Origin of the sequence: Brevibacillus antibioticus (genome assembly GCF_005217615.1) — a bacterium.
Taxonomy (GTDB): Bacteria; Bacillota; Bacilli; order Brevibacillales; family Brevibacillaceae; genus Brevibacillus; species Brevibacillus antibioticus.
In genome coordinates, this window is the sequence record NZ_SZNK01000001.1 from 1,004,802 (window position 1) to 1,028,337 (window position 23,536).

26 protein-coding genes are annotated in these 23,536 nt (G+C 47.3%); 18 read left to right on the top strand and 8 right to left on the bottom strand.

Going from position 1 to position 23,536, the window contains the following annotated elements:
- Nucleotides 1-6: 6 nt before the first annotated feature.
- Both E8L90_RS05005 and E8L90_RS05010 read left to right on the top strand, forming a co-directional pair.
- Nucleotides 7-927 (top strand): AAA family ATPase, encoded by a 921-nt coding sequence (locus E8L90_RS05005; RefSeq protein WP_137028259.1) that lies wholly within the window; start codon nt 7-9, stop codon nt 925-927.
- Nucleotides 878-2,248 carry a DUF58 domain-containing protein gene (locus tag E8L90_RS05010; protein WP_137028260.1) on the top strand — a complete coding sequence of 457 codons (1,371 nt, stop codon included), beginning with the start codon at nt 878-880 and terminating at the stop codon, nt 2,246-2,248. Before E8L90_RS05005 ends, E8L90_RS05010 begins: the two co-directional genes overlap by 50 nt.
- On the opposite strand, the gene E8L90_RS05015 is transcribed toward E8L90_RS05010, so the two are convergent.
- Nucleotides 2,215-3,195 carry a stage II sporulation protein M gene (locus tag E8L90_RS05015; protein WP_137028261.1) on the bottom strand — a complete coding sequence of 327 codons (981 nt, stop codon included), beginning with the start codon at nt 3,193-3,195 and terminating at the stop codon, nt 2,215-2,217. The two genes, E8L90_RS05010 and E8L90_RS05015, sit on opposite strands and share 34 nt — an antisense overlap.
- 77 nt (nt 3,196-3,272) lie before the next feature.
- On the opposite strand from E8L90_RS05015, the gene E8L90_RS05020 reads away from it, so the two are divergent.
- The 6 genes from E8L90_RS05020 (at nt 3,273) to E8L90_RS05045 (ending at nt 9,825) form a co-directional block, all read left to right on the top strand.
- Nucleotides 3,273-4,097 (top strand): RDD family protein, encoded by an 825-nt coding sequence (locus E8L90_RS05020; protein ID WP_137028262.1) that lies wholly within the window; start codon nt 3,273-3,275, stop codon nt 4,095-4,097.
- Between the two features lie 137 nt (nt 4,098-4,234).
- Nucleotides 4,235-4,741: a coiled-coil domain-containing protein gene (locus E8L90_RS05025; RefSeq protein ID WP_137028263.1), complete on the top strand. Its 507-nt coding sequence runs from the start codon at nt 4,235-4,237 to the stop codon at nt 4,739-4,741.
- Nucleotides 4,722-5,801 (top strand): phosphodiester glycosidase family protein, encoded by a 1,080-nt coding sequence (locus E8L90_RS05030; RefSeq protein WP_137028264.1) that lies wholly within the window; start codon nt 4,722-4,724, stop codon nt 5,799-5,801. Before E8L90_RS05025 ends, E8L90_RS05030 begins: the two co-directional genes overlap by 20 nt.
- Nucleotides 5,802-5,968: 167 nt before the next feature.
- Complete coding sequence (gene ggt / locus E8L90_RS05035) at nt 5,969-8,002, top strand: gamma-glutamyltransferase (RefSeq protein ID WP_137028265.1); 2,034 nt, start codon at nt 5,969-5,971, stop codon at nt 8,000-8,002.
- Nucleotides 8,003-8,029: 27 nt separating this feature from the next.
- Nucleotides 8,030-8,911, top strand: coding sequence for an NAD-dependent epimerase/dehydratase family protein (locus tag E8L90_RS05040; protein WP_137028266.1), 882 nt, complete (start codon nt 8,030-8,032; stop codon nt 8,909-8,911).
- A gap of 92 nt (nt 8,912-9,003) precedes the next feature.
- The gene (locus E8L90_RS05045) at nt 9,004-9,825 is read left to right on the top strand and encodes a M15 family metallopeptidase (RefSeq protein WP_137028267.1); all 822 of its coding nucleotides are present in this window, start codon (nt 9,004-9,006) and stop codon (nt 9,823-9,825) included.
- A 62-nt stretch (nt 9,826-9,887) separates the two neighbouring features.
- Here E8L90_RS05045 and lepB read toward each other — a convergent pair whose 3' ends face one another.
- Nucleotides 9,888-10,448 (bottom strand): signal peptidase I, encoded by a 561-nt coding sequence (gene lepB / locus E8L90_RS05050; RefSeq protein WP_137028268.1) that lies wholly within the window; start codon nt 10,446-10,448, stop codon nt 9,888-9,890.
- Between the two features lie 373 nt (nt 10,449-10,821).
- Between lepB and E8L90_RS05055 the strand changes: the two genes are divergently transcribed.
- The 4 genes from E8L90_RS05055 (at nt 10,822) to E8L90_RS05070 (ending at nt 13,367) form a co-directional block, all read left to right on the top strand.
- Nucleotides 10,822-11,247 carry a MarR family winged helix-turn-helix transcriptional regulator gene (locus tag E8L90_RS05055; protein ID WP_137028269.1) on the top strand — a complete coding sequence of 142 codons (426 nt, stop codon included), beginning with the start codon at nt 10,822-10,824 and terminating at the stop codon, nt 11,245-11,247.
- A 74-nt stretch (nt 11,248-11,321) separates the two neighbouring features.
- Complete coding sequence (locus E8L90_RS05060) at nt 11,322-11,804, top strand: hypothetical protein (protein ID WP_137028270.1); 483 nt, start codon at nt 11,322-11,324, stop codon at nt 11,802-11,804.
- A gap of 118 nt (nt 11,805-11,922) precedes the next feature.
- Nucleotides 11,923-12,105 carry a YozQ family protein gene (locus E8L90_RS05065; RefSeq protein WP_137028271.1) on the top strand — a complete coding sequence of 61 codons (183 nt, stop codon included), beginning with the start codon at nt 11,923-11,925 and terminating at the stop codon, nt 12,103-12,105.
- Between the two features lie 146 nt (nt 12,106-12,251).
- Nucleotides 12,252-13,367, top strand: a complete 1,116-nt coding sequence (locus E8L90_RS05070; RefSeq protein WP_137028272.1) for an aminopeptidase — start codon at nt 12,252-12,254, stop codon at nt 13,365-13,367.
- A gap of 17 nt (nt 13,368-13,384) precedes the next feature.
- Here the strand turns inward: E8L90_RS05070 and E8L90_RS05075 are convergent, their stop codons facing one another.
- From E8L90_RS05075 to E8L90_RS05085, 3 genes are all read right to left on the bottom strand, one after another.
- Nucleotides 13,385-13,705, bottom strand: coding sequence for a hypothetical protein (locus tag E8L90_RS05075; protein WP_137033270.1), 321 nt, complete (start codon nt 13,703-13,705; stop codon nt 13,385-13,387).
- A gap of 120 nt (nt 13,706-13,825) precedes the next feature.
- Nucleotides 13,826-14,353, bottom strand: coding sequence for an isoprenylcysteine carboxyl methyltransferase family protein (locus E8L90_RS05080; RefSeq protein WP_137028273.1), 528 nt, complete (start codon nt 14,351-14,353; stop codon nt 13,826-13,828).
- A gap of 2 nt (nt 14,354-14,355) precedes the next feature.
- Complete coding sequence (locus tag E8L90_RS05085; RefSeq protein ID WP_167497581.1) at nt 14,356-15,420, bottom strand: type III polyketide synthase; 1,065 nt, start codon at nt 15,418-15,420, stop codon at nt 14,356-14,358.
- Nucleotides 15,421-15,742: 322 nt separating this feature from the next.
- Here E8L90_RS05085 and E8L90_RS05090 point away from each other — a divergent pair, with 322 nt between their 5' ends.
- From E8L90_RS05090 to E8L90_RS05100, 3 genes are all read left to right on the top strand, one after another.
- Complete coding sequence (locus E8L90_RS05090; protein ID WP_244297156.1) at nt 15,743-16,351, top strand: GGDEF domain-containing protein; 609 nt, start codon at nt 15,743-15,745, stop codon at nt 16,349-16,351.
- 202 nt (nt 16,352-16,553) lie between these two features.
- The gene (locus E8L90_RS05095) at nt 16,554-17,171 is read left to right on the top strand and encodes a DUF47 domain-containing protein (protein WP_137028276.1); all 618 of its coding nucleotides are present in this window, start codon (nt 16,554-16,556) and stop codon (nt 17,169-17,171) included.
- Nucleotides 17,164-18,183 (top strand): inorganic phosphate transporter, encoded by a 1,020-nt coding sequence (locus E8L90_RS05100; RefSeq protein ID WP_137028277.1) that lies wholly within the window; start codon nt 17,164-17,166, stop codon nt 18,181-18,183. The genes E8L90_RS05095 and E8L90_RS05100 overlap by 8 nt, the downstream gene beginning before the upstream one ends.
- 70 nt (nt 18,184-18,253) lie before the next feature.
- On the opposite strand, the gene E8L90_RS05105 is transcribed toward E8L90_RS05100, so the two are convergent.
- The 3 genes from E8L90_RS05105 to ligD form a co-directional block, all read right to left on the bottom strand.
- On the bottom strand, nt 18,254-18,496 hold the full coding sequence (locus E8L90_RS05105) for a hypothetical protein (RefSeq protein WP_244297157.1): 243 nt from the start codon (nt 18,494-18,496) through the stop codon (nt 18,254-18,256).
- Between the two features lie 122 nt (nt 18,497-18,618).
- Nucleotides 18,619-19,416, bottom strand: a complete 798-nt coding sequence (lgt, locus tag E8L90_RS05110; RefSeq protein ID WP_137028279.1) for a prolipoprotein diacylglyceryl transferase — start codon at nt 19,414-19,416, stop codon at nt 18,619-18,621.
- Nucleotides 19,417-19,489: 73 nt separating this feature from the next.
- On the bottom strand, nt 19,490-20,392 hold the full coding sequence (ligD, locus tag E8L90_RS05115; protein ID WP_137033272.1) for a non-homologous end-joining DNA ligase: 903 nt from the start codon (nt 20,390-20,392) through the stop codon (nt 19,490-19,492).
- Between the two features lie 144 nt (nt 20,393-20,536).
- Here ligD and E8L90_RS05120 point away from each other — a divergent pair, with 144 nt between their 5' ends.
- Genes E8L90_RS05120 through E8L90_RS05130 form a run of 3 tightly spaced genes read left to right on the top strand, consistent with a single transcriptional unit; the run spans nt 20,537 to nt 23,533 of the window.
- Entirely contained in the window at nt 20,537-22,141 is a 1,605-nt protein-coding gene (locus tag E8L90_RS05120) for a spore germination protein (RefSeq protein ID WP_137028280.1), read from the top strand.
- On the top strand, nt 22,138-23,304 hold the full coding sequence (locus tag E8L90_RS05125) for a Ger(x)C family spore germination protein (RefSeq protein WP_137028281.1): 1,167 nt from the start codon (nt 22,138-22,140) through the stop codon (nt 23,302-23,304). The genes E8L90_RS05120 and E8L90_RS05125 overlap by 4 nt, the downstream gene beginning before the upstream one ends.
- On the top strand, nt 23,297-23,533 hold the full coding sequence (locus tag E8L90_RS05130) for a hypothetical protein (protein WP_137028282.1): 237 nt from the start codon (nt 23,297-23,299) through the stop codon (nt 23,531-23,533). The genes E8L90_RS05125 and E8L90_RS05130 overlap by 8 nt, the downstream gene beginning before the upstream one ends.
- The last annotated feature ends 3 nt before the right edge of the window (nt 23,534-23,536 follow it).

Genomic DNA, 23,536 nt, shown 5'->3' on the forward strand with positions numbered 1-23,536 from the left:
ACTACCGTGGAGCAATTGTTGCAACAAATGGAAAAAGAGCTGGTTGGTCAGCGGCAAAATGTTCGGCTGATGCTAACCGCTTTGGTTGCCGGTGGACACGTCTTGCTAGAGGGCGTACCCGGTATCGGAAAGACGAAAATGGTAAAGACCTTATCTGAGTTAATGGGGGGCGTGAGCAAGCGCGTCCAGTTTACGCCTGACATGATGCCATCGGACATTATTGGTCATGTGGTGTTCAATATGCAGCAGAACCAGTTTGAGACAATCAAAGGTCCTGTTTTCGCAAATTTATTGCTGGCGGATGAGATCAACCGGACTCCTCCGAAAACCCAAGCGGCCCTTTTAGAAGCAATGGAGGAGGGGCAGGTGACGATTCATGGTGTCACATATCCTTTGCCAGATCCGTTTTTCGTCGTCGCTACGCAAAACCCGGTGGAGTACGAAGGAACGTATGTGCTGCCGGAAGCACAGCTCGATCGCTTTTTGTTCAAGCTAACGATGTCGTATCCTTCCCATGAAAATGAAAAGCAAATCCTCGCGAAACATATTCCCAACAAGCGCAGCCACGAGCCTAATCAAGAGCCGCTCTTTACCTGGGAGGCGATTTTGGAGAAGCGACGCCAATTAGAAGAAGTGGTTGTGGATGATTCAATTCTGGAGTACATTACGACACTGATTCGCAATACACGCGAAACGAAACGATTGCTCTTAGGTGCCAGCTCTCGCGCCGGAATCGCCGTGTTGATGGCGAGCAAGGCCTGGGCACTTTTGGACAATCGCAAGTTTGTGACGCCTGATGACGTGAAGATGGTAGCCCGCCCTGCATTGCGGCACCGACTCATTCTGTCACCGCAGGTAGAATTGGAGGGGGGTACCAGTGACCACATCATCGAAGAGACGCTGGCGGCTATTCCAGTTCCTCGCTGATTTTTTGGCAGACCGATTTGTTTTGCCATCTAAGCGACTGCTCGTGGCAGTTTTGCTAGGCACACCTATCGCGGTCGTCGGATTTCTACTTGAGATTGGCTATTCGGCATTCTTTTTGTACAACGGTTTACTCCTGATCGCTAGCATCTTGGATTGGGTTACCATCCCAAAACGGCGAGACTTGGAGATCCGGCGAATCCTGCCTGAGCAGACGGATATCGGACAATCGTTTTCGATCGAGCTTGAGCTTGCCAATAGAAGCGGGCAATCCGTTTCGTACTCCATCGTGGATGATCTTCCGCTGTCATTTGAAGAAGCCGGACCACTCACAGGTGTGATGGAGCAACCCTTAACCAACATCAGTTTTGAAACAAGAGGAAAAGAACGTGGAAAATACGTGTTCCGCTGGCTTTTCATGCGTTGGCATGGCAAGCTAGGCTTGTGGTATCGCCAAAGCCGCTTTGCGTGTGAACAAACGATCAAGGTATACCCTGACCTTTCAGCCGTTCGTGGCTATTTGGCTTCCTTGCAGGAGAGCTTGATCGTCGACGGGAAAAAAATCATGCGCAGGGCGAGAGCGGGGACGGAATTCCATGCGATCCGCGATTACGTGCCTGACGATGATCCGCGGATGATTAACTGGGCTGCTTCAGCACGCTCCCGACGTTTGATGACGAACCAATATCGACCAGAGCATGGCAAGGTGATTACCATTCTGATCGATTGCGGCAGGTTGATGGGCGTCGAGCTGGATAATCAGACGAGACTGGATCGATCGCTGGAGTCTGCGCTCACGTTAGCGGCAGTGGCATTGCGTCAAGGAGATCAGGTGGCGCTTCTAGCCTATTCGCATGAGATTAAGACGTACATACCTCCAGGCAGAGGGCTGCGTCACTTGCACACCCTTTTGGAAGCAACCTACAACCTGACGAGTGATTTTGTAGAGGCTGATCCGGCGAAGGCGCTTGAATTTTTGAATCGCCAGCAGAAGAGAAGGAGCTTGGTGGTTCTTTTTTCAGATATGGAAAACTACCTCGTCGAAGATCAGTTGAGCAATTATTTATGGCGGATGCGCCGTTCGCATTTGCTCTTGCTGCTGTCTTTGGCAGATCCGCTTCTACATGAATGGAGTCATATAGACACGAGCAACAGCAGCTTGGCGTTTACGAAGGCAGTAGCTCAACGGTTCCAGCTCGATCGCAGAGCGTTTCAACAAAAAATGATCGGCGCGGGTATCCAGGTACTGGACGTTCCGGCCGATCAATTGACGCTGACGGTTATCAATACTTATTTAGACATCAAATCAAGAGAAGCTTTGTGAGAATTGGGTCTGTACCCGATGAGGTACCAGGCAATCAGCAAAAGTAATGTGCCGACAGCTACGATGTACTTGGCTTCGAGGGAGAGACTCGATGGCGTAATATAGCCCTCAATGATTCCCGCGATGAACAAGAGTGGGATGGTAGCCAACAGCAGATGCGCAGACTCTTTTGCCGCCTCCAAAAATTGATGTCTTCTTGCATAGCGGCCGGGCACAAGCAGGCGGTATCCCATGTGAAGACCTGCTCCACCAGCAATGAAAATGGCAGTCAGCTCGATCACGCCGTGTGGCAAAATGTAGGCCCAAAACGCATAGCTGCTATCTGCCTGATAGTAGACAGCTGCCAGAGCTCCAACCAGAAGGCCATTGAATAAGAGAAGGTAGATGGGGACGATCCCAAACGTAATTCCACTGACAAAGGCTAGCATCGCGACTTTGATGTTGTTGGTCATAATCGTCGTGGAGATGACTGGACTGTCGAGAGATTCGTGCCCATCTCCCAGCTTGGATGGATCGATCTGCTCAGCCATCCCTTGTGGTAATACATAATACAGGTTGTGTGGATCGACCATGACGGCGGCAAAGCCAGAAATACCACCGATGATGAAGAGAAGCGCTGCCACACCAATGAAGCTCATTCGCTTATGTACGAGACCCATCAAGTAGCTGCCAAAGAACTGCTTGAGCTGCTGCCAGCTACCAATTCGCTGCTTATAAGCCAAATTATGTGCACGTAAGACGAGTTGGTTTAAGTAGAGGGTGATCTCGTCTGCAGGATGGTAGGAGCGTACATAGGCCAAATGAGCAGATGTTTTCTTATATAGTTGTGTCAGGCGATCAATATCGGTTGCACTGATGTGCCGAGGTTGTCGGGTAAAACGCTCCACTAATTGTTCTAGTTCGGCCCAAGAGGCTTTATGCTTGTGCCAAAACGAGGTAATATCCATGTATAATGCCTCCTTCATTAGAAAGTGTGTATTAACTCGAAAAAACCTCAAAGTTTCGAGGGGGGGAGAAAACCATTATGAATGAACCGACATACGTCAGTGGGTCAAATCGAGAAGCGTCTGTCGTTACACCCGAGCATGTAATGCTGCGATTTCAGACGGCAGGTCTGGGCAGCCGGGCCACTGCGATGCTGATTGATACAGGAATCTTGCTCCTGGTTAATCTTACTGTATTTATTTTGTTTGGTATAGTTTTATTTGGAAATGGAGATGATTTTTTCCTGGATTCTGACAACTACGCGTTGGCCATCGTCCTCCTGGTTATCTTCGTAGTCAATTTTGGCTACTATTGGCTACAGGAAGCATTCTGGGGTGGACAGACCGTTGGCAAAAGGCTAGTGGGAATCCGGGTCATCCGTGATAATGGACAACCTGCGACGTTTGTTTCCTCGACGATCCGGAATCTGTTTCGCATCATTGACGCAATGCCAACTGGTTATTTTCTCGGGGCGCTCGTTTGCTTTTTCCACCCCCGTGATAAGCGAATTGGCGATATGGTGGCAGGCACGATTGTCGTCGTGGAGTCAGGACAGCGCTCGACTCTTTTTCAGAAAAAGAAAGACAATCAACCGAATGGCTTTGATTTGAATCATGCGCTACTCGTGCTTGATGAGCGCCAAAAACAGGCGATTACCCGTGAGGACTGGCAGCTGCTTTCCTCCTTCATTAGCAGATTATCTTCATTAACTCAAGCGAAAAAGTATGAACTCGGGAATCAAATAGCCAGCATCATGCGGAAAAAATTAGAGCTTGTTGACGAACAGACCAACAAGGAAGACCCGATCCTGTTTTTGCAAAGACTGCACAATCAGCTGCAAAACGAATTTCAACTCCGAAAATAAAAGGAGGTGCCGCCAATAAAATGGCGGTATTTTCTTTTATTGACGTATTTATCCATGATTCAGCAAAATGCTGCTTCAAAAACTTTCTATGTTATAATGAAACCTCATTCTATGTCACAGAAAGGAGGAGGGAGCCGATGGACGACAAATACATGGGAGCGTCATCGACTTCGTCACCGACACTGCCACTCCCGGCAAACGGGAAGCAGAAAGGAAGACGCAGAAGAGGCAGCCTTTTTCAGGCATTGATTCCCTCCCAGACAGAAGGTAAGCGTCCTTTACTACCAATCGTTTTGGCCGTTCTGGTCTGGGTAGGACTCGCTTATGCTGGATATGCCTTTGCTGTTTATACGTTGGACAAGCAGCAGCAATTTGTGAACCAACGAATTGATCAAATTCAAGAAGATAATCAAAAGCAGATGAAGGCACTGGGAGATCAATTGGCTCTGGTCCAGGAAGAAATGCAAAATGTCCAGAAGGGTCTGGGAAGTCTGGAAGAAGATCTGACATTGACGGGTGAAACCATTGGTGGAACTAACAAGACCAAAGAAGCCCTGCAGGATCGGGTTGACCAGCTCAACAAACAGCTGGTTGATTTGAAAGCATCGCTGAAAAAATTGGAGGATGCTGCCCGTGCTTGGTAAGATCAACCGTTTCTTTCTCTTTCTGTTGGCGCCTGCTCTCGGTTTTTTGGTCGCTTTTGCGCTGGACAATCCCGTGGACAAGCTCCAGACAGAAGGCCTGAAGCTTTCTTCTGCCGTAGCGAAGAGCCAAGCAGATGAGCTGGGGGAACGGCTCAACGACACCAAGGTGCAGCTTCGTAACGTAGAAATCGTCATCGAAGACATCCGGGATCGCTCGAAAAAGGAACAGAAAGAATACGAGCAACAACACAAGAAGATCAGCAGCGCACTTGAAGCGAGCAAATCCCAGACACAAAAATCTGCGGATGTATTGGACACGATCTTGTCCAACATGCTAGGCAAGCCGATCGGTCAACACTTCGGTAAAAACTCGACAGTGAAAGTCTATTCCCTGCAAGAAGGCGGATACCGCGGTTATATGGCCAAAGTTCGCCTCAATGATCCGAATACGTTGAAAATGGTACTGGCCAACAACTCTGTGAAAAGTAAGGGAGAAACGACCAGTCAAGCAGGTAAGCGTACAGGAGCTATTCTTGCGATCAATGCAGGCGGCTTTATGGCGGACAAGCAGGGCAACTTGACTCCGTTAGGTATTACGGTTATTGACGGCAAGATTCGAACCTTTTCCAATAATGCAAAGCTGAGCTTTGTCGGTTTTAACAACAAAGGTCATCTGGTCGGATCAAACATCAAGACGCAGGCCCAAATTACGCAACAAGGGATATTGCAAGGAGCGAGCTTCTTGCCGCGTCTCTTACAGGACGGAAAGCGATTACCTATTCCTCGTGAATGGGCGAATGCGCGTCAACCACGAACGCTGATCGGCCATTTCGACAACGGCGATTTGCTGCTGATTGTCATTGATGGAAGGCGAGACGGCTGGAGTAATGGTGTTACGCTGGAGGAAGCGCAAAGAAAGCTGCAAGAGTGGCATGTCGTGGATGCGTATAACCTCGACGGCGGCGGCTCCAGTGCGTTTTATTACAATGGCAAGCTGTTGAACAAGCCTTCTGGTGGCAAAGAACGACGTGTGGTGAGCAATTTGGTCATCATGCCATAAGCAATAATCGAAACACTCTTCTGAGAAGACGACAAGTCTTGCTGCAGAAGAGTGTTTTTTTCTGTAGAGAAAAGTTTGCCTAGGCAACTGTGAATGTGGGTTGACCTTAAAAAATGCTGAAAATTATAATAATAGTAGTTGTAATGAAATGGAATAGGAGGGATCGCATGAAAAAAGGGATGTTGGTTGCCCTCTCGATTGTTTCCGTGCTTTCGTTTCCTCATTTTGCTGTGGGAAAAGTCCCAGGTGTGCCAGCAGGTGTGCAAGGAGCTACAAAAGGAATTGTCGCTGTCTCTCATCCAGCAGCGGCGCAGGTCGGTAGGGATATCTTGGCAAAGGGCGGCAATGCGATTGACGCTGCGGCCGGAATCCAATTTGCTCTGAATGTAGCAGAACCGTATATGTCCGGTATCGGCGGCGGTGGTTTTATGATGATTTATGTGAAGGATCAAAACAAAGTGACGGTGATAGATAGTCGGGAAGTGGCGCCTTCCAAGGTGACTCCTACTATGTTTTTGCGGGCAGATGGTACGCCGATCCCATTTGAGGAGAGACATACGAGCGGTCAGGCCGTAGGAGTCCCAGGTACATTGCTGGGAGTAGAGCAGGCATTGGAATCGTATGGGACATGGGGCTTGGCAAAAGTGATTGAGCCGTCGATTGAACTGGCAGAAAAAGGGGTTCGCGTCAACTGGGTGTCCGCTCAATTCATTGCCAATTCCATGGAAAAGCTGAAGAAGCACGGGACGGCTGCACAGGTGTTTGCGCCAAACGGCGTTCCACTCAAAGAAGGCGAGATGCTGGTTCAGCCCCAATTGGCGAAAACGTTGAAGATCATCCGCGACAAAGGTTCAGATGCCTTGTATGAAGGGGAAATTGGGAAGGCTCTCGTCGAGGTAGTACAAAGAACGGGTGGCTCCATGACTCTCGATGATTTGCAGGCGTATCAAGTACAAGAACGTGAGCCGGTTCGCGGCATGTATCGCGGATATGAAGTGATTTCGATGGCGCCCCCCAGCTCTGGCGGCTTGACACTCATTCAGATTTTGAAGCTGATGGAAGGCTACGATAACCAAAAGGACGGAAGTGGGTCGGTAGCCTATTTGCATCATCTGATCGAGGCCAATCACCTCGCCTATGCAGATCGGGCGGCGTTTATGGCGGACGAGGATGTTTATCCAGTACCGAAAAAAGGGCTGATTGCGGACGAATACATCACCAAACGGCGTCAGCTCATTCGTGAAGAGACAGCGAATACCAAGGTAGAGGCAGGAGACCCTTGGAAGTACGATCCTGGCAAAAAGCCAGAGGTGTCCATGAAACTGAGAGATCAATCTCCAATCAAGCAGACGACGCACTTCTCTGTGATGGACAAATGGGGGAATATCGTTGCGTATACGACCACGATCGAAGATATTTTTGGCAGCGGTGTGATGGTTCCTGGTTACGGCTTCATGCTCAATAATGAGCTGACAGATTTTGACGCGCTTCCTGGCGGTGTCAATCAGGTCGAGCCTGGCAAGCGTCCACGTTCGAGCATGACGCCAACCATGGTGTTAAAAGATGGGAAGCCTTTTTTAGCAATTGGCTCACCCGGTGGCTCAACAATTATCGCCTCCGTATCGCAGACGATACTCAATGTGATCGAGCATGGAATGGAAATTGAGGATGCCATCCGAGCACCACGCATTTTTTCTAGCAGCTATCCGAATGTGACATGGGAAGCAGGCATTGACCAAGATGTCATCCTGCAATTGATGGCAAAAGGTCACGTCTTTGCTCAGGAACCGACGAACATTGGCAACGTCCAAGCGATTGTGTACGATTTTGAAACGGGAAAAATGTACGGCGGAGCAGATAACACACGCGAGGGCACTGTACTCGGTGTCGATGCTATAGCGTATACGGCTGCTCAGCCAAGCCAGTCTCCAAAAGAAAAAGAAGGCCCCTTTGATTTACGAGTAAACGGCAATGTCTACCCATATACAGCAGAGCAAAAAGTGATGGTAGATGGGGTAGCGTATGTTCACGCCAAAAAGCTGCTGGTAGGGCTGGGACAAAACGTGACGTCCTTCCAGTCTGATGTGGTCATGGTGAAGGGGATTCCTTACTTGCCTGTCAAAAAAGTTGGCGAGAAGCTGGGCTACACAGTCATGTGGAAGGAAGGAGAGCGGTCCATCGAGTTGAATAGCAAAAAGTAGGCTGATCAAGGAAAGGATGTAGCAAAAATGAAGAAGGTACTTGTACTCGGCGGTACGCGATTTTTTGGAAAGCGATTGGTCCAGCTTCTCGTTGAAGCTGGGGCAGACGTTACGGTGGCGACGAGGGGGCGTACCGAAGTGGAGTTGCCTGCCTCTGTCAAAAGAATGACGCTTGATCGCGATGACGTCCATTCACTAGCGGCTGCCGGAGAAGAGCAATGGGACGTGGTGTACGATAACATCTGTTATTCCTCCCAGAATGCAATGGATGCGTGTAAGGTTTTTCGGGGGAAAGTGGGTACGTACGTTTTGACCTCAACTTTGTCCGTCTACGATTATGCCGAGGAAGCACTACAGGAAGAAGCATTTGATTCATACACATATGCAATCAGCCGGAAAACGAGAGACGAGACAACCTATCAAGAGGGGAAGCGTCAAGCAGAAGCCGTCTTTTTTCAGGAAAAGGCCTTCCCTGTCATAGCTGTTCGTTTTCCGATCGTACTGGCGGAAGATGATTACACACGTCGGCTATGGTTTCATATGGAGCATGTGCAAGAGGGTCGACCGATTGGTATCACGAATCCCGCTGCCCGGGTGTGCTTCGTACATGCACAGGAAGCAGCTCAATTTTTGGCATGGGTGCCGACAACGTCCATCACAGGGCCAGTGAATGCGTGCTCGGATGGGACTATTTCGCTTGCTGAGCTGATGGAGACAATTGCGCAAACAGTCGGAAAGCCTGCCCAAATCGAGCAAACGACAGATGCGTCTGATGCGTCTCCCTTTGGATTTGTAGCATCCTTTTACATGGATAACGGTATGGCTAAGGCGGCGGGCTTCCCATTTTGGTCGCTGGATGAATGGTTACCGGCGCTTGTCAAACACCTAAACGAGGAATACACCTTTTGAAAAAGCGTGACCTATCTACCTTTTCTTTCGTAGTACTCCATGGTAAGGTAGAGCAGAACATATGTGTCTGTAAGGAACCAGGAGGATCGATCATGAACAAAAATCGCACTAGCAGCCTTGCGATCGTCGCAGCACTATCAGTAGCATTACTCAGTGGATGTGAACCTCCCTCATTAAGCGGATTGCTATCCAGTGAGTCGAATGGACAGTCCGCGGGAGAGGGAACGCAGTCAACGACCGTTGAGCCAAATAATAAGGAGACAGCACGTCCAGAGCGGGCATCTCTTGCAGAGACGATAAAAGAAGTGGATGGAGTGCCGACCGTTACGAATGCAACAGATCTATCGGTTGTCGTAAATAAACAGCGGGCATTGCCTGGCGATTATATTCCACCAGATTTGGTAGAGCCGAATGTTCCGTTTCCTTTTGATGAAAAAGTGGAGAAGCGATTGCTGCGAGCAGAAGCCGCACAAGCATTAGAAGAACTGTTTGCTAAAGCAAAGACAGAAGGTATGGAACTGTATGCCGTTTCCGGCTACCGTTCGTATAAGACCCAAAAATCGCTGTACGAAACGTATGTAAGGACGCAAGGTGCTGAACATGCCGCTGCTTACAGTGCCGTACCTGGCAAGAGCGAGCATCAGACTGGCTTGGCAATGGATGTATCCGGATATGATGCAAGTACACGTTTGGAAGAATCATTTGCTGAGACACCTGAAGGAATATGGCTGGCGGCCAACTGTGCAGACTTTGGGTTCGTCATTCGTTATTTGAAGGGCAAGGAAGATACGACTGGATATGCGTATGAGCCTTGGCATTTGCGTTATGTAGGGAAGGAAATGGCAAAGGAAATTATGGCAGGTGGCCTTACTTTAGAGGATTATTTTTCTGAAGCGGCAATGGCCCACAAATAACGTCATCGAAAACGAAAAGAGCCGCCCCGATAAGGAGCGGCTTTTTGCTGCCTGGATCCATGTTAACGTGGAAGGCGAATCTGGGACAGAGGCCAGTATACAGCTTCTGCACGTCCTACTACATGATCCAGTTGAACAGGGCCAATGACGCGGCTGTCCATACTGTTGTTGCGATTATCTCCCATGACAAACACACTGCCCTCAGGAATCTTCACAGGATCAAAATCTTCGGTTAACGTTACACCTGCTGTAGAGGTTTTTAGCTTGTTTTCGACCAAATATTCTTCGCTGAGCGGTTGGCCATTGACAAACACTTGATCATTTTTGGCTTCAACGGTGTCACCAGCTACTGCGACCACGCGCTTGATCCAGTTGTCGCCAGTTGCATCTGGATGAATGATGACGATATCGCCAGGTTGCGGTTCTTTGAGGTAGTAAATCGCTTTGTTGACGATGACACGCTCGCGGTCATGCAACGTACTTTCCATGGAACGGCCTTGAACGACGTAGGGAGCCATGACAAATACGTAGATAAAGGCAGTCAATCCGCCAATCAAGACAAACGATTTTAACCAATCGAGCAATTCCACTTTCCATTTTGGTGTAGGGTTGGTTTGGTCCATTGAAATTCTCCTATGTATGTAGTTTCTTTGGCAAATGCCTCGTGAGTGTAAGGCTGTCTTCCCATTATACATGCTTTACGAATAGATACGAAAGATGATTCAAGGAAATAATTGGCTTCGTGGATGTTGCGGGGAAAAATCGTAACATTATTTTGCTAGCTTACCTATTGTCAGTTTTTCCTGTTTGAGTTAAGATGTTCTTGAAATAAGTTTTACAATAAAAATATTAAGTGGTAAACACTTTGTCTGGCTCATACATATCTTTCGTGAAAAGAAATAATTTTGGGAGTCCTATTGATCTTCCGGTACTTAGGCTATATAGTTTTATAGTAAAAGTACTTATATTATTAATTTTCCGAAAATAGGTGATGTCGTGAGCAATATGTCCCGTGCCAGTAAACTTGAGGAACTGGATCGAGTATTTGTCGAGATTGCTCGTTTCTTTATTAACAATTGGCTAGAGGAAGAGTCAATCAGTCCGAAGCAGTTTATCTTGCTGCGTGTGCTACATCAAAAAGGACGAAGCACAGTTTCTGAGCTGGCGACTATTTTGAAGTTATCCAATAGTGCCACCACAATCGCACTCAATCGCTTGGTCAAGGCCGGTTTTATTGACCGGGTTCGAGATGAACAGGATCGACGTGTCGTGTGGGTCACTTTGTCACAACAAGCCGTTCCGACTCTGGAAGGACTTTTGTGCCACAGGAGAGCACTAGTAGGAAAGCTGCTGGAGAATCTGTCTGACGACGAGTTAGAGCAGTTTACGTATTTTCTCAGGAAAATGCAGCAGTGCATATAGCATGCCTTCAAGTTCGTGTCTGGGGACATTCGTGTAAGACAAAAGTGTGTACCGCGGAATGGGAGTGTACACATATGAATAAGAAAAACACACTGATCATGAGTTCTTGTATCCTAGGAGCGGCTCTCTTCACACAAGCTGCATTTGCAGAAGAGGCAGTAAAAGCTACTGAAACGACTACTGCAACAGAAGCAAAAACAACTGCAACTGAAGAAAAACCAGCAACTACAGAAGAAAAACCAGCAACTACTGAAGCAAAGCCAGCTACTGAAGCTACAACAACTGCACCAACAACTAAACCTGAAGTAAAACCTGCGACTCCACAAACAGTTAGCCCAATTCAAGGGCTGAATCAACAAGGTGGCTGGGTTATCATGCCAGGTAAAGATGAGTTTGTATGGGTGAGTGGCCAATATGTTCCAGTAATCTCTAACGTATCTGGCTGGGCAATGATGCCAGGAGTAGATCAATTTGTTACAACTAGTCGCGTAACTCCTGTGAGTGCTCCAGCAGCTGGTTGGACAACGATCGCTCCAGAATCCGATAACGAAAAATAAGCATAGCTGATGATAAAGACGCTTTGTCCCTCGATTGGGCAAGGCGTCTTTTTTGCTAAATCTGGAGATTCCCGTGCAAACTAAAGCGGATAGAAACCAAAAGGAAGGAGGAACGAAAATGGCAGGTTATGAGAAGGGTCAGGCTCGATCCAGGGCGAGAGAGTTGGGGACTGAGGATGCAGGCGGAGCCGTCTACTATCAAGAGGCAGACGAGTATACGGCTGGTCTGGCTACGACGCAGGAGCTGGTCAGTGACATGTACAAGATGGGAACCATTGAGGACAGGGAAGATAAGATGTAAAAACAGAGGAAAAGAGCAAGGCCAGCCCGGATGCAAGGAGGCTGGCCACTTTTTGTTTCCATGATAAAAAATTTTTTATTGACTTAGTAGATGGTATCAGTAAAAATACAAGAGGAATCAGAAAATTTAAAAAGGGTGTGCCACGAATGAGAGACTCACGATTAGATCAATTAGCGTACAATCTGGTTAACTATTCTGTACGAGTACAGCCAGGGGAAAACATTTTGATCAACGCGAAAGGGGACACACCGGATTTGGTGCAAGCCCTCGTGCGTGAGATTTACAAAGCAGGCGGCAATCCTTATGTTCAATTGATTGATCCCGCCGTAAGCCGAGAAATCGCAATGAATTGCAATGAAGAGCAGTTAAAGACCATGGCTCAACATGAAGTTGAACTCATGGAGAAAATGCAAGGTTATATCGGGATTCGTGCAGCGAACAACATCAATGAGATGGCTGATGTTCCAAGTGACAAGCTCGGCATCTATTCTCGCCTATATGAGCTGCCAGTAATGAACGTGCGCGTGCCTAAAACGAAGTGGGTTGTTCTTCGTTATCCGAATCCTTCCATGGCACAACTTGCGAACATGTCTACAGCAGCTTTTGAAGATTTTTACTTCCAAGTATGTAACCTGGATTACGCGAAAATGGATAAAGCAATGGACAGTCTGGTTGACTTGATGAATCGCACAGACAAGGTACGCTTGGTAGGACCTGAAACGGATCTCACCTTCTCAATCAAGGACATCCCTGCTGTGAAATGTGCTGGCCTGCGCAATATTCCAGATGGCGAAGTGTATACAGCACCTGTGAAGGATTCCGTAAATGGCGTAATCACTCATAATGCGCCAACACCATACCACGGCTTCACATTCGAAAATGTTCGCCTGACCTTCAAGGACGGCAAAATTGTGGAAGCAACAGCGAACGATACCGAGCGCTTGAATCAAATTTTGGATACGGACGAGGGAGCGCGCTTCGTTGGAGAATTCGCTATCGGTGTGAATCCTTACATTCGCAACCCTATGAAAGATATCTTGTTTGACGAAAAAATAGACGGAAGCTTCCACTTCACGCCTGGTCAATGCTATGACGAAGCTTACAATGGCAACAAATCATCTGTGCACTGGGACATGGTTTCCATCCAGCGTCCGGATTGGGGCGGAGGGGAAATCTGGTTTGATGACGTCCTAATTCGCAAAGATGGTCGTTTTGTCATTGCAGAGCTTGAATGTCTGAATCCAGAAAACTTGAAAGGGTAAGGTAGCGCCTACCCAAATCATTTGTCGTACTGCCGGAGCCTTTCGTGGGCAAGCATAATATCCATTTCTAGCTGAAATAGCATGTGCAGATTGCTTGAAGGAAGAGTCATTCTGCGTGCTGCGTGGTAGAGAAGGGGCTTGTTTTGTTTGATGACTGTCATGATTTCCACAACGGGAGGAACGACTTGCTTGATTCTTAGCAAATTTTGCAAATAGCGAAGAAGGGTTTGAATACTAGTCTGGTCATCCTTGTTCGGTACCGCTTCAAGCAGGGCGAAAAAGTCTCGGACGATGATACGCTTTGTCTCCTGAGGCTCCACTATGGTTGTACGATTCACTTGATCCACCTCACGGGAAAGAGTAACAGCTTCTTTTCTTTTCCCGCTGAATGACAAGTGATAAACCTTTTGTTTGTTAAAAAGTCTTTGGCATGTGTATGTGCCAAAGACTTTTCGTTTTTATGACTCACGATGACCATCGTAGACGCTTGCTTCCTCCAGGGGAATCCGTATGCGCAGGAGCAGCCAGGCATTCAAGAGAGAAAACGTCAGGGCAGTTGCCACAGCAGAAAATGTCAGGGGGAGTAAAAGCAGCTCAAGCGATACGACCAAGTAGTTGGGGTGACGTATGAACCGGTAAGGACCTCGCTTGATCAAAGCCTCGCGCGGGAGTATGAAGATGCGGGTATTCCACCGCTTGCCCAAGCTGCGAATGCACCAGTAACGAAGCCCTTGCGCGATCAAAAACAGGCTGAACGAAACCGCCCACCAAGAGGGCAGAACCATGGCGCTGCCTTTTCCCACCACTTCGAAAATAAGCGAGAGAAAAAAGAGAAAATGAAGAAGGACGATGTATTTGTAATGACTCGCCCCAACCTCGTAGCCCCCTTTTGAGCGGATATAGCGGGCATTCCTCACGGCAATGAGAAGCTCGACCAGTCGCTGCAACACGACTCCAGCCATGACAAATCCAAAGAAGAGCAACATGACTATCTCGCCTCCAGAAGTAAGAGCTCGGAGCTAAATCCAGGTCCAAGCGCAGCGACCAATCCACGATCTCCTGACTCCCAGGCCTTCTCCATGCTTTTTTCCAAGACGAACAGAACCGTAGGGGAAGACATGTTTCCAAAATTGGTTAGGACATCTTCAGAAAAACGTGTGGCTTCTGTGCCAATGCCCAAAGACCGCTGGTAAGCCGTTAAAACCTTGGCGCCACCTGGATGGAAAATGAAATGACGTAGATGGTCAATAGACATCCCATGCGGTGACAAAAAGCTCTCAACGTTTTCTCGCATCGAAGAACGAATGAGAGTAGGGATGTCGCGAGAGAAAATGACTTTTAACCCCGGATCGGTCAATTCCCATCCCATGACATCTACGGTGTCCGGCCATGTTGTCGTTCGCGCATCACAAAATTGAACCTTTGGCGTGTCCGAAGAGGACAAGACTTGATCTCCTTCTATTAATACGGCTGCAGCTCCATCTCCAAAGAGGCACGTTGCAACCAAATTGCTTTTGGACAAATCTTGTCGGATGAAGGTCAAACCGCACAGCTCTACGCTTACAAGCAATACTCGTCGGGTGGGATAAGCCTGGGTGTACTCACATGCACGCGACAATCCCATCGCTCCACCGGCACAGCCAAGACCCCACAACGGGACACGGGTTGCTTGCGAACGGAGTCCTAAACGGTGGAGCAAGCGGGAATCAAGGCTTGGGGTAGCAATGCCAGTGCTTGATACGAAGATCAGACAATCGATGGATGACGGCTCGACTCCGGCTTTCGTCAAACATTTTCGCGCTGCTTCCTCTGCCAAGGCTTCCGCATGCTCGATATACAATTGATTTTTCTCTGCAAACGGCCGATCCTCCAAAAACCAATCCATTGGCATACTAAAATGTCGCTTCTGAATGTGACTGTGTGCAAACACGTGTAACAAACGGTCTAAATCGGGAAAAGCATCTTGAAAAAATAAGCGTGCCAGCTTCATGGAATCCTCTTGTGTAATCTCGTGGGAAGGTACTGCTGTAGCCACTGCTTCTATACGGGGCATACATTCATTCACTCCCGTCAATTTTTAGTAGCCATTAGCTTCCCCTTTCCAATTGGTTCCAATTCATGCTGTGCCATGTACGTAGACCACAGGCTGATTGTCAGAGTTTTTCTGTGATTCACTTGAATAAATAAGTGGCAGTTTCGTGGCTTTGCTTGAACTTACAAAAAAAGATAGGTAAAATATTCCTGATTATATGAAAAAAGACCTATAATAATTTTCGGGAGATAGGTCTAATGTATGAATAAGAAGAAGGTTACATCGGATAGATCGGGGGTAGTGTACTTTGGGTTCACGCTGGATTAGCTTGGGGGTGTCCTGTGTGATCATCTCGGTTTGGCTGATCGGATACGGATTGCCGACGGATGAGAGTGTGATTGTCTTTCTTTTACTAGTGGCTGTTATTCAGACACTTGCTGCCTATCAAATAGGGAAATATATAGATCAGTTGCGGCAGATGGCTTATCACGATTCACTTACAGGCGTTCTCGTCAATCGCAGGTTTCTGGACAAGTTGGTCGAAGAAGTAGAGTTGGCAAAAAGCAATCATCAATCTGTTACTTTATTGTTTATTGATTTGGACAATTTCAAAATATTTAATGATTCATTTGGTCATTTGGAAGGTGACCGACTCCTTTGCCAATTTGCTAGGCTCTTGCAAGCAAGTGTACGGAAACAAGACACGGTTGGAAGATGGGGTGGGGAAGAATTCGTCGTTTTGTTATCGCATACAGACACAAGAAAAGGACTGGCCATCGGGGAACGAATTCAAAATCAAGTGCGAGACACTCTTTCAGGTGTCACAGTTAGTATCGGAGTAGCCTCGTATCCACACCATGCTGCAACTGCGGAAGAGTTAGCAAAAAAAGCAGATATGCTGATGTATGAAGCGAAAAAAAGAAAAGATTGCATGATGGTGGCTTTCGAATGAAAAGCTAAATATTGGCAAGGCGAACACCCGTCATCTCTCTTGACACGGGTGTTTTTTTTTATTGTAAAGAGCATTTACAAAAACTTAATAATTCCTTAAAGAAAAATATACACATTTGACCTTGATTTTAAATTTACGGAAACAATAACATTCGATATAATCTGTAGGGTGTCATCTAATCAAAGGAGTGAAGAAGTCCCGTATGTTGAAATCAAACAAGTATATCTTCTTTGATCTGTTCGAACAGCAGATTGCCACTGTGCACAAAGGAACTCATCTTTTCTATGAAATGATAGGAAACTATCAAGATCTAGAAACAAAGGTTAAGGCAATCAAGGCTGTCGAGAAAGAAGGAGACGTAATCGTTCGTCGCATCATGAACGAGTTGAACTCTACTTTTATCACTCCGCTTGAGCGTGAAGACATTCACCAACTCGCTCATACGATGGACTCGATGATCGACTACATTGACGGTGTCGCTGATCGTATGTATCTGTACCAAGTGACTCAACCAGATCCACGTGTATTGGCACAAGCCAATATTTTGGTGAAATGTTCGGCTAAGCTGATCGAGCTGATCCGCACACTGCGCAAGCTGGATCATAAAGTCGTTACACAAATTGCTGGGGAAATCAAAGATTTGGAGCATGAATCTGACTCCAACTACCGCAAAATGGTATCTGATTTGTTGAATTCACCTGATACCAACCCAATGGAAGCGATCAAACTCAAAGAGATTTACGATAAGCTCGAAGACTGTGCTGACTTCGCTGAGGACGTTTCCAACCTGGTAGAAGGGATCGTGTTAAAGAATGCCTGATCTTTCGCCAGAGGTGATTATTCTCGTACTCGTCGTCATCATGGCGCTAGCTTTTGACTTTATCAATGGTTTTCACGATACGGCGAACGCGATTGCAACTTCTGTTTCAACGCGAGCATTAAGTCCGAGAACCGCGATTATTATTGCATCCTTGTGTAACCTAATTGGTGCACTCTCGTATACGGGAGTAGCGAAGACAATTGGGGGAAGCATTACCGATCCATTCAAGCTGGAAAATGGATTGGTCGTCGTTTTGGCCGCGTTGACATCTGCGATTTTGTGGAACCTAATCACCTGGTGGTTCGGAATTCCTAGCTCGTCCTCGCACGCGATTATCGGCGGCGTTGCAGGTGCCGCTTTTGGTGCCGCAGGAAGTGGTGCCATTAACTGGTCAGGCTTCATTAGTATTATCCAAGCGTTGATCGTATCACCGCTTGTTGCCTTTGCTGTTGGTTTTGTCGTGATCAAGCTTGTGTCTTGGTTTGTTCGTAACTCAGCGTATCACAAAACCAATAAAGGTTTCCGTTCGATGCAAGTATTGTCAGCATCTTGGCAGGCTTTCAGCCATGGAGCCAACGATGCACAAAAAACAATGGGCGTAATCACCCTTGCTCTGATTTCTGGAGGATTCTTGGTACAAGAACCGGGCGAATTCGTTATTCCACTGTGGGTAAAACTTTCAGCTGCTCTTGCAATGGCTTTAGGTACAGCCTTTGGTGGATGGCGGATCATCAAGACCTTGGGTGGTAAGATTATGAAAATCAAGCCAATTTCCGGTTTCTCAGCAGACCTGTCTTCTGCCTTGATTATCACAATCTTTACAGCTTTGAAACTGCCAGTGAGCACAACGCATGTGATCACATCCGCCATCTTGGGGGTTGGGGCATCGCAAAAGCTGAACGCAGTAAAATGGGGCTTGGCTGGCCGGATTTTGGTCACGTGGGTCATTACCCTTCCGATTACCGGACTATTGGCTGCTGCATGCTACGTCGTCTATGACGTATTCCTGTAGAGCTACATCTTTATCCAACAGACAACAGACACCTTTTCGTGTAGAGTACGCGGGAAGGTGTTCTTTTTCATTAACTTGAGCCTGTTAAACGCTCCCATAAGCCGGGCTTGGGTTTAATTTGCACGAGGCGGACGGCAGAGAATGGGACATAGTCAAGCGAGCCATCCCGTTCTTCAATTAATATGCCATTGGAACTGTAATCATACAATTTGCCTTCTACATATGCGGATAATCCTTGGCCGATCCTATCAGGAGCAAAATGAATACGTACGTAGCGATCGAGATACTCTTCCAAAAGTCCATCATCCATCATAATCCCCTCCTTTTCTCATTCTTTCTCCTAGTTATTTCCTGCATTACGACAATTCAGACAAGGCAAAGAAAAAACCACCCAGTCGGACTGACCTGAGTGGCAATGGATATGGCATGTTGACGTTATTCGATCGAGTTTTGGGAATGCCCGGCCTGCTTGCTTTTGCGTGCAAACACGAGCATCAAGATGACACCGGCTGCAATTAAGCACAGACTGACTAATTGAGCGACACGTAGAGTATCGGCTATCAACAAACTGTCTGTACGCATCCCCTCGATGAAGAAGCGTCCAATCGAATACAGGATCATGTAGCTGAACAAAACCTGTCCATCGAATTTTTTGAATCGGTACAGCATGAGCATGAGAATGGCGAAAACGACAAGGTTCCATAGCGATTCATACAAGAATGTAGGATGGTAATATTGTCCACCGATAAACATTTGCTCGCGGATGAACGCAGGGAACTTTTCCATGAACTCGGCAGAGACAACATCACCATGTGCTTCCTGGTTGATAAAGTTTCCCCAACGACCGATGGCTTGACCCAAAATAACACTCGGCATAAAAATGTCAGCCAAACGAAGGAACGGCAGATTGTGTTTTCGAATATACCAGGCTCCTGCCAGAACACCACCGATTAAACCACCGTGAATAGCCAAGCCGCCTTGCCAAACTGCGAAGATGTCCAGTGGGTTGTCTTTGTACTGCTGCCATTCAAACGTAACATAATACAATCTTGCACAAACGATGGCTGCTGGAATGATCAGAACCACCATGTTCAAGACGTGATCGGGATCAATGCCAGAACGTTTGGAATTGTAGCGGGCGAGATAAGTACCCAAGAAAAACGCCAGCCCCATTATAATGCCATACCAGTGAATCTTTAAGGGGCCGATTGCAATTGCGATCGGATCAATCATGAATGTGCCTCCTTGCCTCAAAACATCTGTGCCAAGTATAGCACAAATCGGCGGCTGGATTCCAACTAATGGCTTACTGGGACTGCAAAAAGCCGAGGATGGCATCAAGGGAGGCCCGTTTTGTCGGAGCAGATACGGATGAGAATAAATCCCCGAATGTTTCCAGACGTTTGGGAACCGTATAAACGGTAAAGTCTGTGGGATGACAATGGGGAACCTCTTCCCACAGGAGTGGTGTTGATACGGTTGCCTGTTCTTTAGCACGGGTTGAATAAGGGGCTGGCAATGTTTTCCCCCGCCAGTGTTGCAAATAGTCAATGTACAGCTTATCGCCCCGATTCTTCACGAAGCGCTCGATGGTTAAAAGTGAGGGATGCTTGCTGACTAAATAGGATGCGATGAAATGTCCGACTTGGCGCGTCTGTTCAAACGAATAGCAAAGTTCGATCGGAACATAGACTTGCAAGCCGCTGGAACCAGATGTCTTGACCCAGGAAGGCAGCTGTAATTCATCGAGCAGCTGCTTCAATAAGAGGCAAGACTCTATCACAACAGCAAAATCATCTGTGGAAGGATCGAGGTCAAACACGAGCTCTGTCGGGGTCTCATCCTTGGCGAGGTGGAAGGATACGTGCCACTCCAATGCTGCTTGATTCGCCATCCACACGAGTGTAGCCCGGTCATTGCACAGTACGTAACGTACATTTTCCCACGTATGCGTTTGTATCCAGTCGGGTGCATAGTCAGGGGCGTTCTTTTGATAGAAGTGCTTGTCGCCGATTCCGTGCGGGTAGCGAATGACGGTTAAGAGCCGATCCTTGCTATACCGGAGCAGTGGGGCTGCAACAATCAGCAAATAACGCAAGTAATCTAGCTTGGTTACCTTGGCGTCTGGCCATAGAGGCTTGTCAGGGTTTGTAATGGGCAATGTGTGATTGTCGATCGTCAGCTCGTACTCTTTTGTTGCAGGGCGCAATGATGTTTTCACCTTCTTTTGAAACGGTATAGGTGTTCCTACTATCTCCCATCCACGATTCTCTATGTAATGGGAATACCTCTTTGCATATATTTCCTGCGAATCAACCATAATACGGGTAGCTTTCCAGTGGTTGGTGATGAAATGAAATTCAAAAAGAAAGATAAAATGAAGGAACTGATTGAGACAATGAATGCCTGCAGCTTGATTGAGCTGGAGGGTATACCGATTTCGCCTCAATTGGGAGAGAACATTGATCTGTTGAAAAAAATGTTCGCTGATTGCTCCGATTTTGTCATACGAGAATTCCGCCTAAAAAACAGTGTCGGTGCGATTGCTGTCTTCGTAGATGGGCTGATTGATACCAAAGAGGTCAATTCTGCACTAAAATCGTTAATGGTGCTTGAAGACGGCGATGAAGATATAAAAGTGATAGAAGAGTCACTTTTGCCTGTTTCCCAGATGGGAAGAGTAGACGATTATAAAAAGCTACTACAGGCTGTACTTTCAGGGGATACAGGTATTCTTGTAGAGGGAAATACAGAAGCGCTTACGCTCGGCATACGTGGAGCAGAAAAACGCTCCGTTAACGAACCAGAAGGGGAAGCGGTCGTTCGGGGGCCGCGTGAGGGTTTTATAGAAAATATTCGCACGAACACGTCGATGCTGCGGCGCAAATTGCGAACACCTCGATTGAAAATGAAGTCCTTGGTAGTTGGACGTGAGACAAACACCAATCTGGTGGTTGCCTTTCTGGATGGGATAGCTGATCCAGAGATCGTACGGGAGGTCACTACTCGAATCAGTAAGATCAATTTAGATGCTGTGCTGGAAAGCGGATATATCGAAGAGATGATCCAGGATAACACATACTCGCCTTTCCCTCAGGTTATGTATTCTGAGCGTCCAGACACGGTTGCTGGGGCATTGCTGGAGGGGCGTGTCGCGATATTTGTGGATGGGACACCGATGGTTTTAATCGTGCCTGTTACGTTTTGGATGATGATGCAGGCCAGCGAGGATTATTACGAGCGATTTCAAATGGCTACCCTTGTTCGACTGCTGCGTTATGTTTTTCTCATCGTTTCGCTCATTACCCCTGCTTTATATGTGGCTATTACGACCTATCACCAACAGATGCTACCAACCACGCTCCTTTTAAGTATTGCGGCTGCGCGCGAGTCTATTCCTTTTCCGGCTATTGTGGAGGCTTTTATCATGGAAATTTCTTTTGAAGCCTTGCGAGAAGCGGGGATTCGTCTCCCGAAAACAGTCGGGCAAGCCGTCAGTATTTTAGGCGCGCTGGTCGTTGGTCAGGCAGCCGTGCAGGCAGGGATTGTTTCTGCTCCTATGGTTATCGTCGTATCGCTCACGGGGATTGCCTCGTTTACCATCCCGCATTTTAATGCATCGATTTCACTCAGAATGCTGCGCTTTCCGATCATGATTGCCGCTTCGATCCTCGGTATCTATGGAATGCTGGTAGTGTTATTGCTAATCCTCGGGCATATGGCCAACCTGCGTTCTTTTGGAGTCCCTTATTTATCGCCGCTAGGACCGCTGTCGATCGGCGATCTCAAAGACGTACTAATAAGAGCCCCATGGTCGATGATGGAAAAACGCCCGAGCTTTTTGGGAGTTCAAAATGCAAGGCGTATGAATGATGGTTTGGCTAATTCTATTCAGCAAAGGGGAGGGCAATCAGGGGTGACAGGCAACCGTCATCCAAACGAGGAGGGACAATCGTGAAGACTGTTACCCGCATGTTGGTTGTGTCGGTCTGTATGTTCCTAGTATCTGGTTGTTGGGATCGGCGTGAAGTAAATGATATGGCTATCGTCATTGCGATGGCGATGGATAAGGAACCAGACGGCAAGTATCGGTTATCTATTCAAGTCCCCCTAGTCAGCAGCCTAGGCGCCCAATCCGGAGGTGGTGGGGGGACGAGTGGCGATAAGAGTTATTACGTTGATTCCGCAGTGGGCAGGACAATTCGGGAAGCGAATGGATTGATCCAAGCAAGAATGTCTCGTGAAATTTACTACTCCCATCACCGGATGATCGTCATAGGCGAAGAACTGGCGAAGGATGGAGTGTCGGATGTGCTGGATATTGTGGCGCGCTTTCCGGAAAACAGATTGACAGCTTACATTGTCATGACAAAAGGCAAAGGAATCGAATTACTAACTGCACAGCCGCAATTTGAACGTTTTTCAGGAGAAGCGATGCGTGAGTTGGTCAAGATGGGTGGGATTTCGGTAACGTTGAAGGATGTGGCCCAGATGCTCAGTACACCAGGGCTTGATGCCATTTTACCCGTTCTGGCAGCAGTGGATTCTCATCCGAAAGGAAAGTCAAAAGAAATAGAGGCGATAGGGGTAGGTTTATTTCGACACGACAAGCTCGTAACCATCTCGAAGCCCAAAGAATTGCTCGGCTTGCGATTGTTCCAACGTGATTTTACCCCGTTTTCTGTTGTGCTCCCCCTTACCAAGCACGAACGGCTTACGATAACTCTTTCGAAGGGAAGGGCGAATATCAAGCCCGTGATAAGGAAGGGTCACATCCATTTCAAAATTGAACTAAACGCTTCTGCCGTTGTGGTGGAGAATTTATCAAACCTCGATCTCGAGGAAGAGAAAAATATTAGAATGCTGCAAGCGAAGCTCGTCAAGCAAATCAATGACGGCGTGACCCATATGATGCACACGATCCAAAAGAAACAATCAGACTTCATTGGGTTAGGAATCGCATTGTCAAGGAATTATCCGCGAGAGTGGCAAGACCGATATCGGAACAAATGGAATGAGGAACTTCCGAAAATCACATATGAAATCCGAACCAAAGTGAACGTGGTCAATTTCGGACAGACAACGAAGAATATAACCAAAGGTGAAGATGATCATGAATAGAATATTTCTGGTCTTTTTTGTCTTCATGCTGTTACTTTCCATTGGAGAATTCATCCTAAAGCGAAAAGGCATGGATGGAAGACAGCAGCGAGTTATTGTTATTTTCTACACCCTAACGATTATTTTTCTATTCGCCTTGCAATTCCAGTATTATCAAGTCCTGCCCACGAGTAACTTCATGAACATTTTCTCACCCCATGTAAAGCGGTGGATGGATCAGTTCGTATAAGGA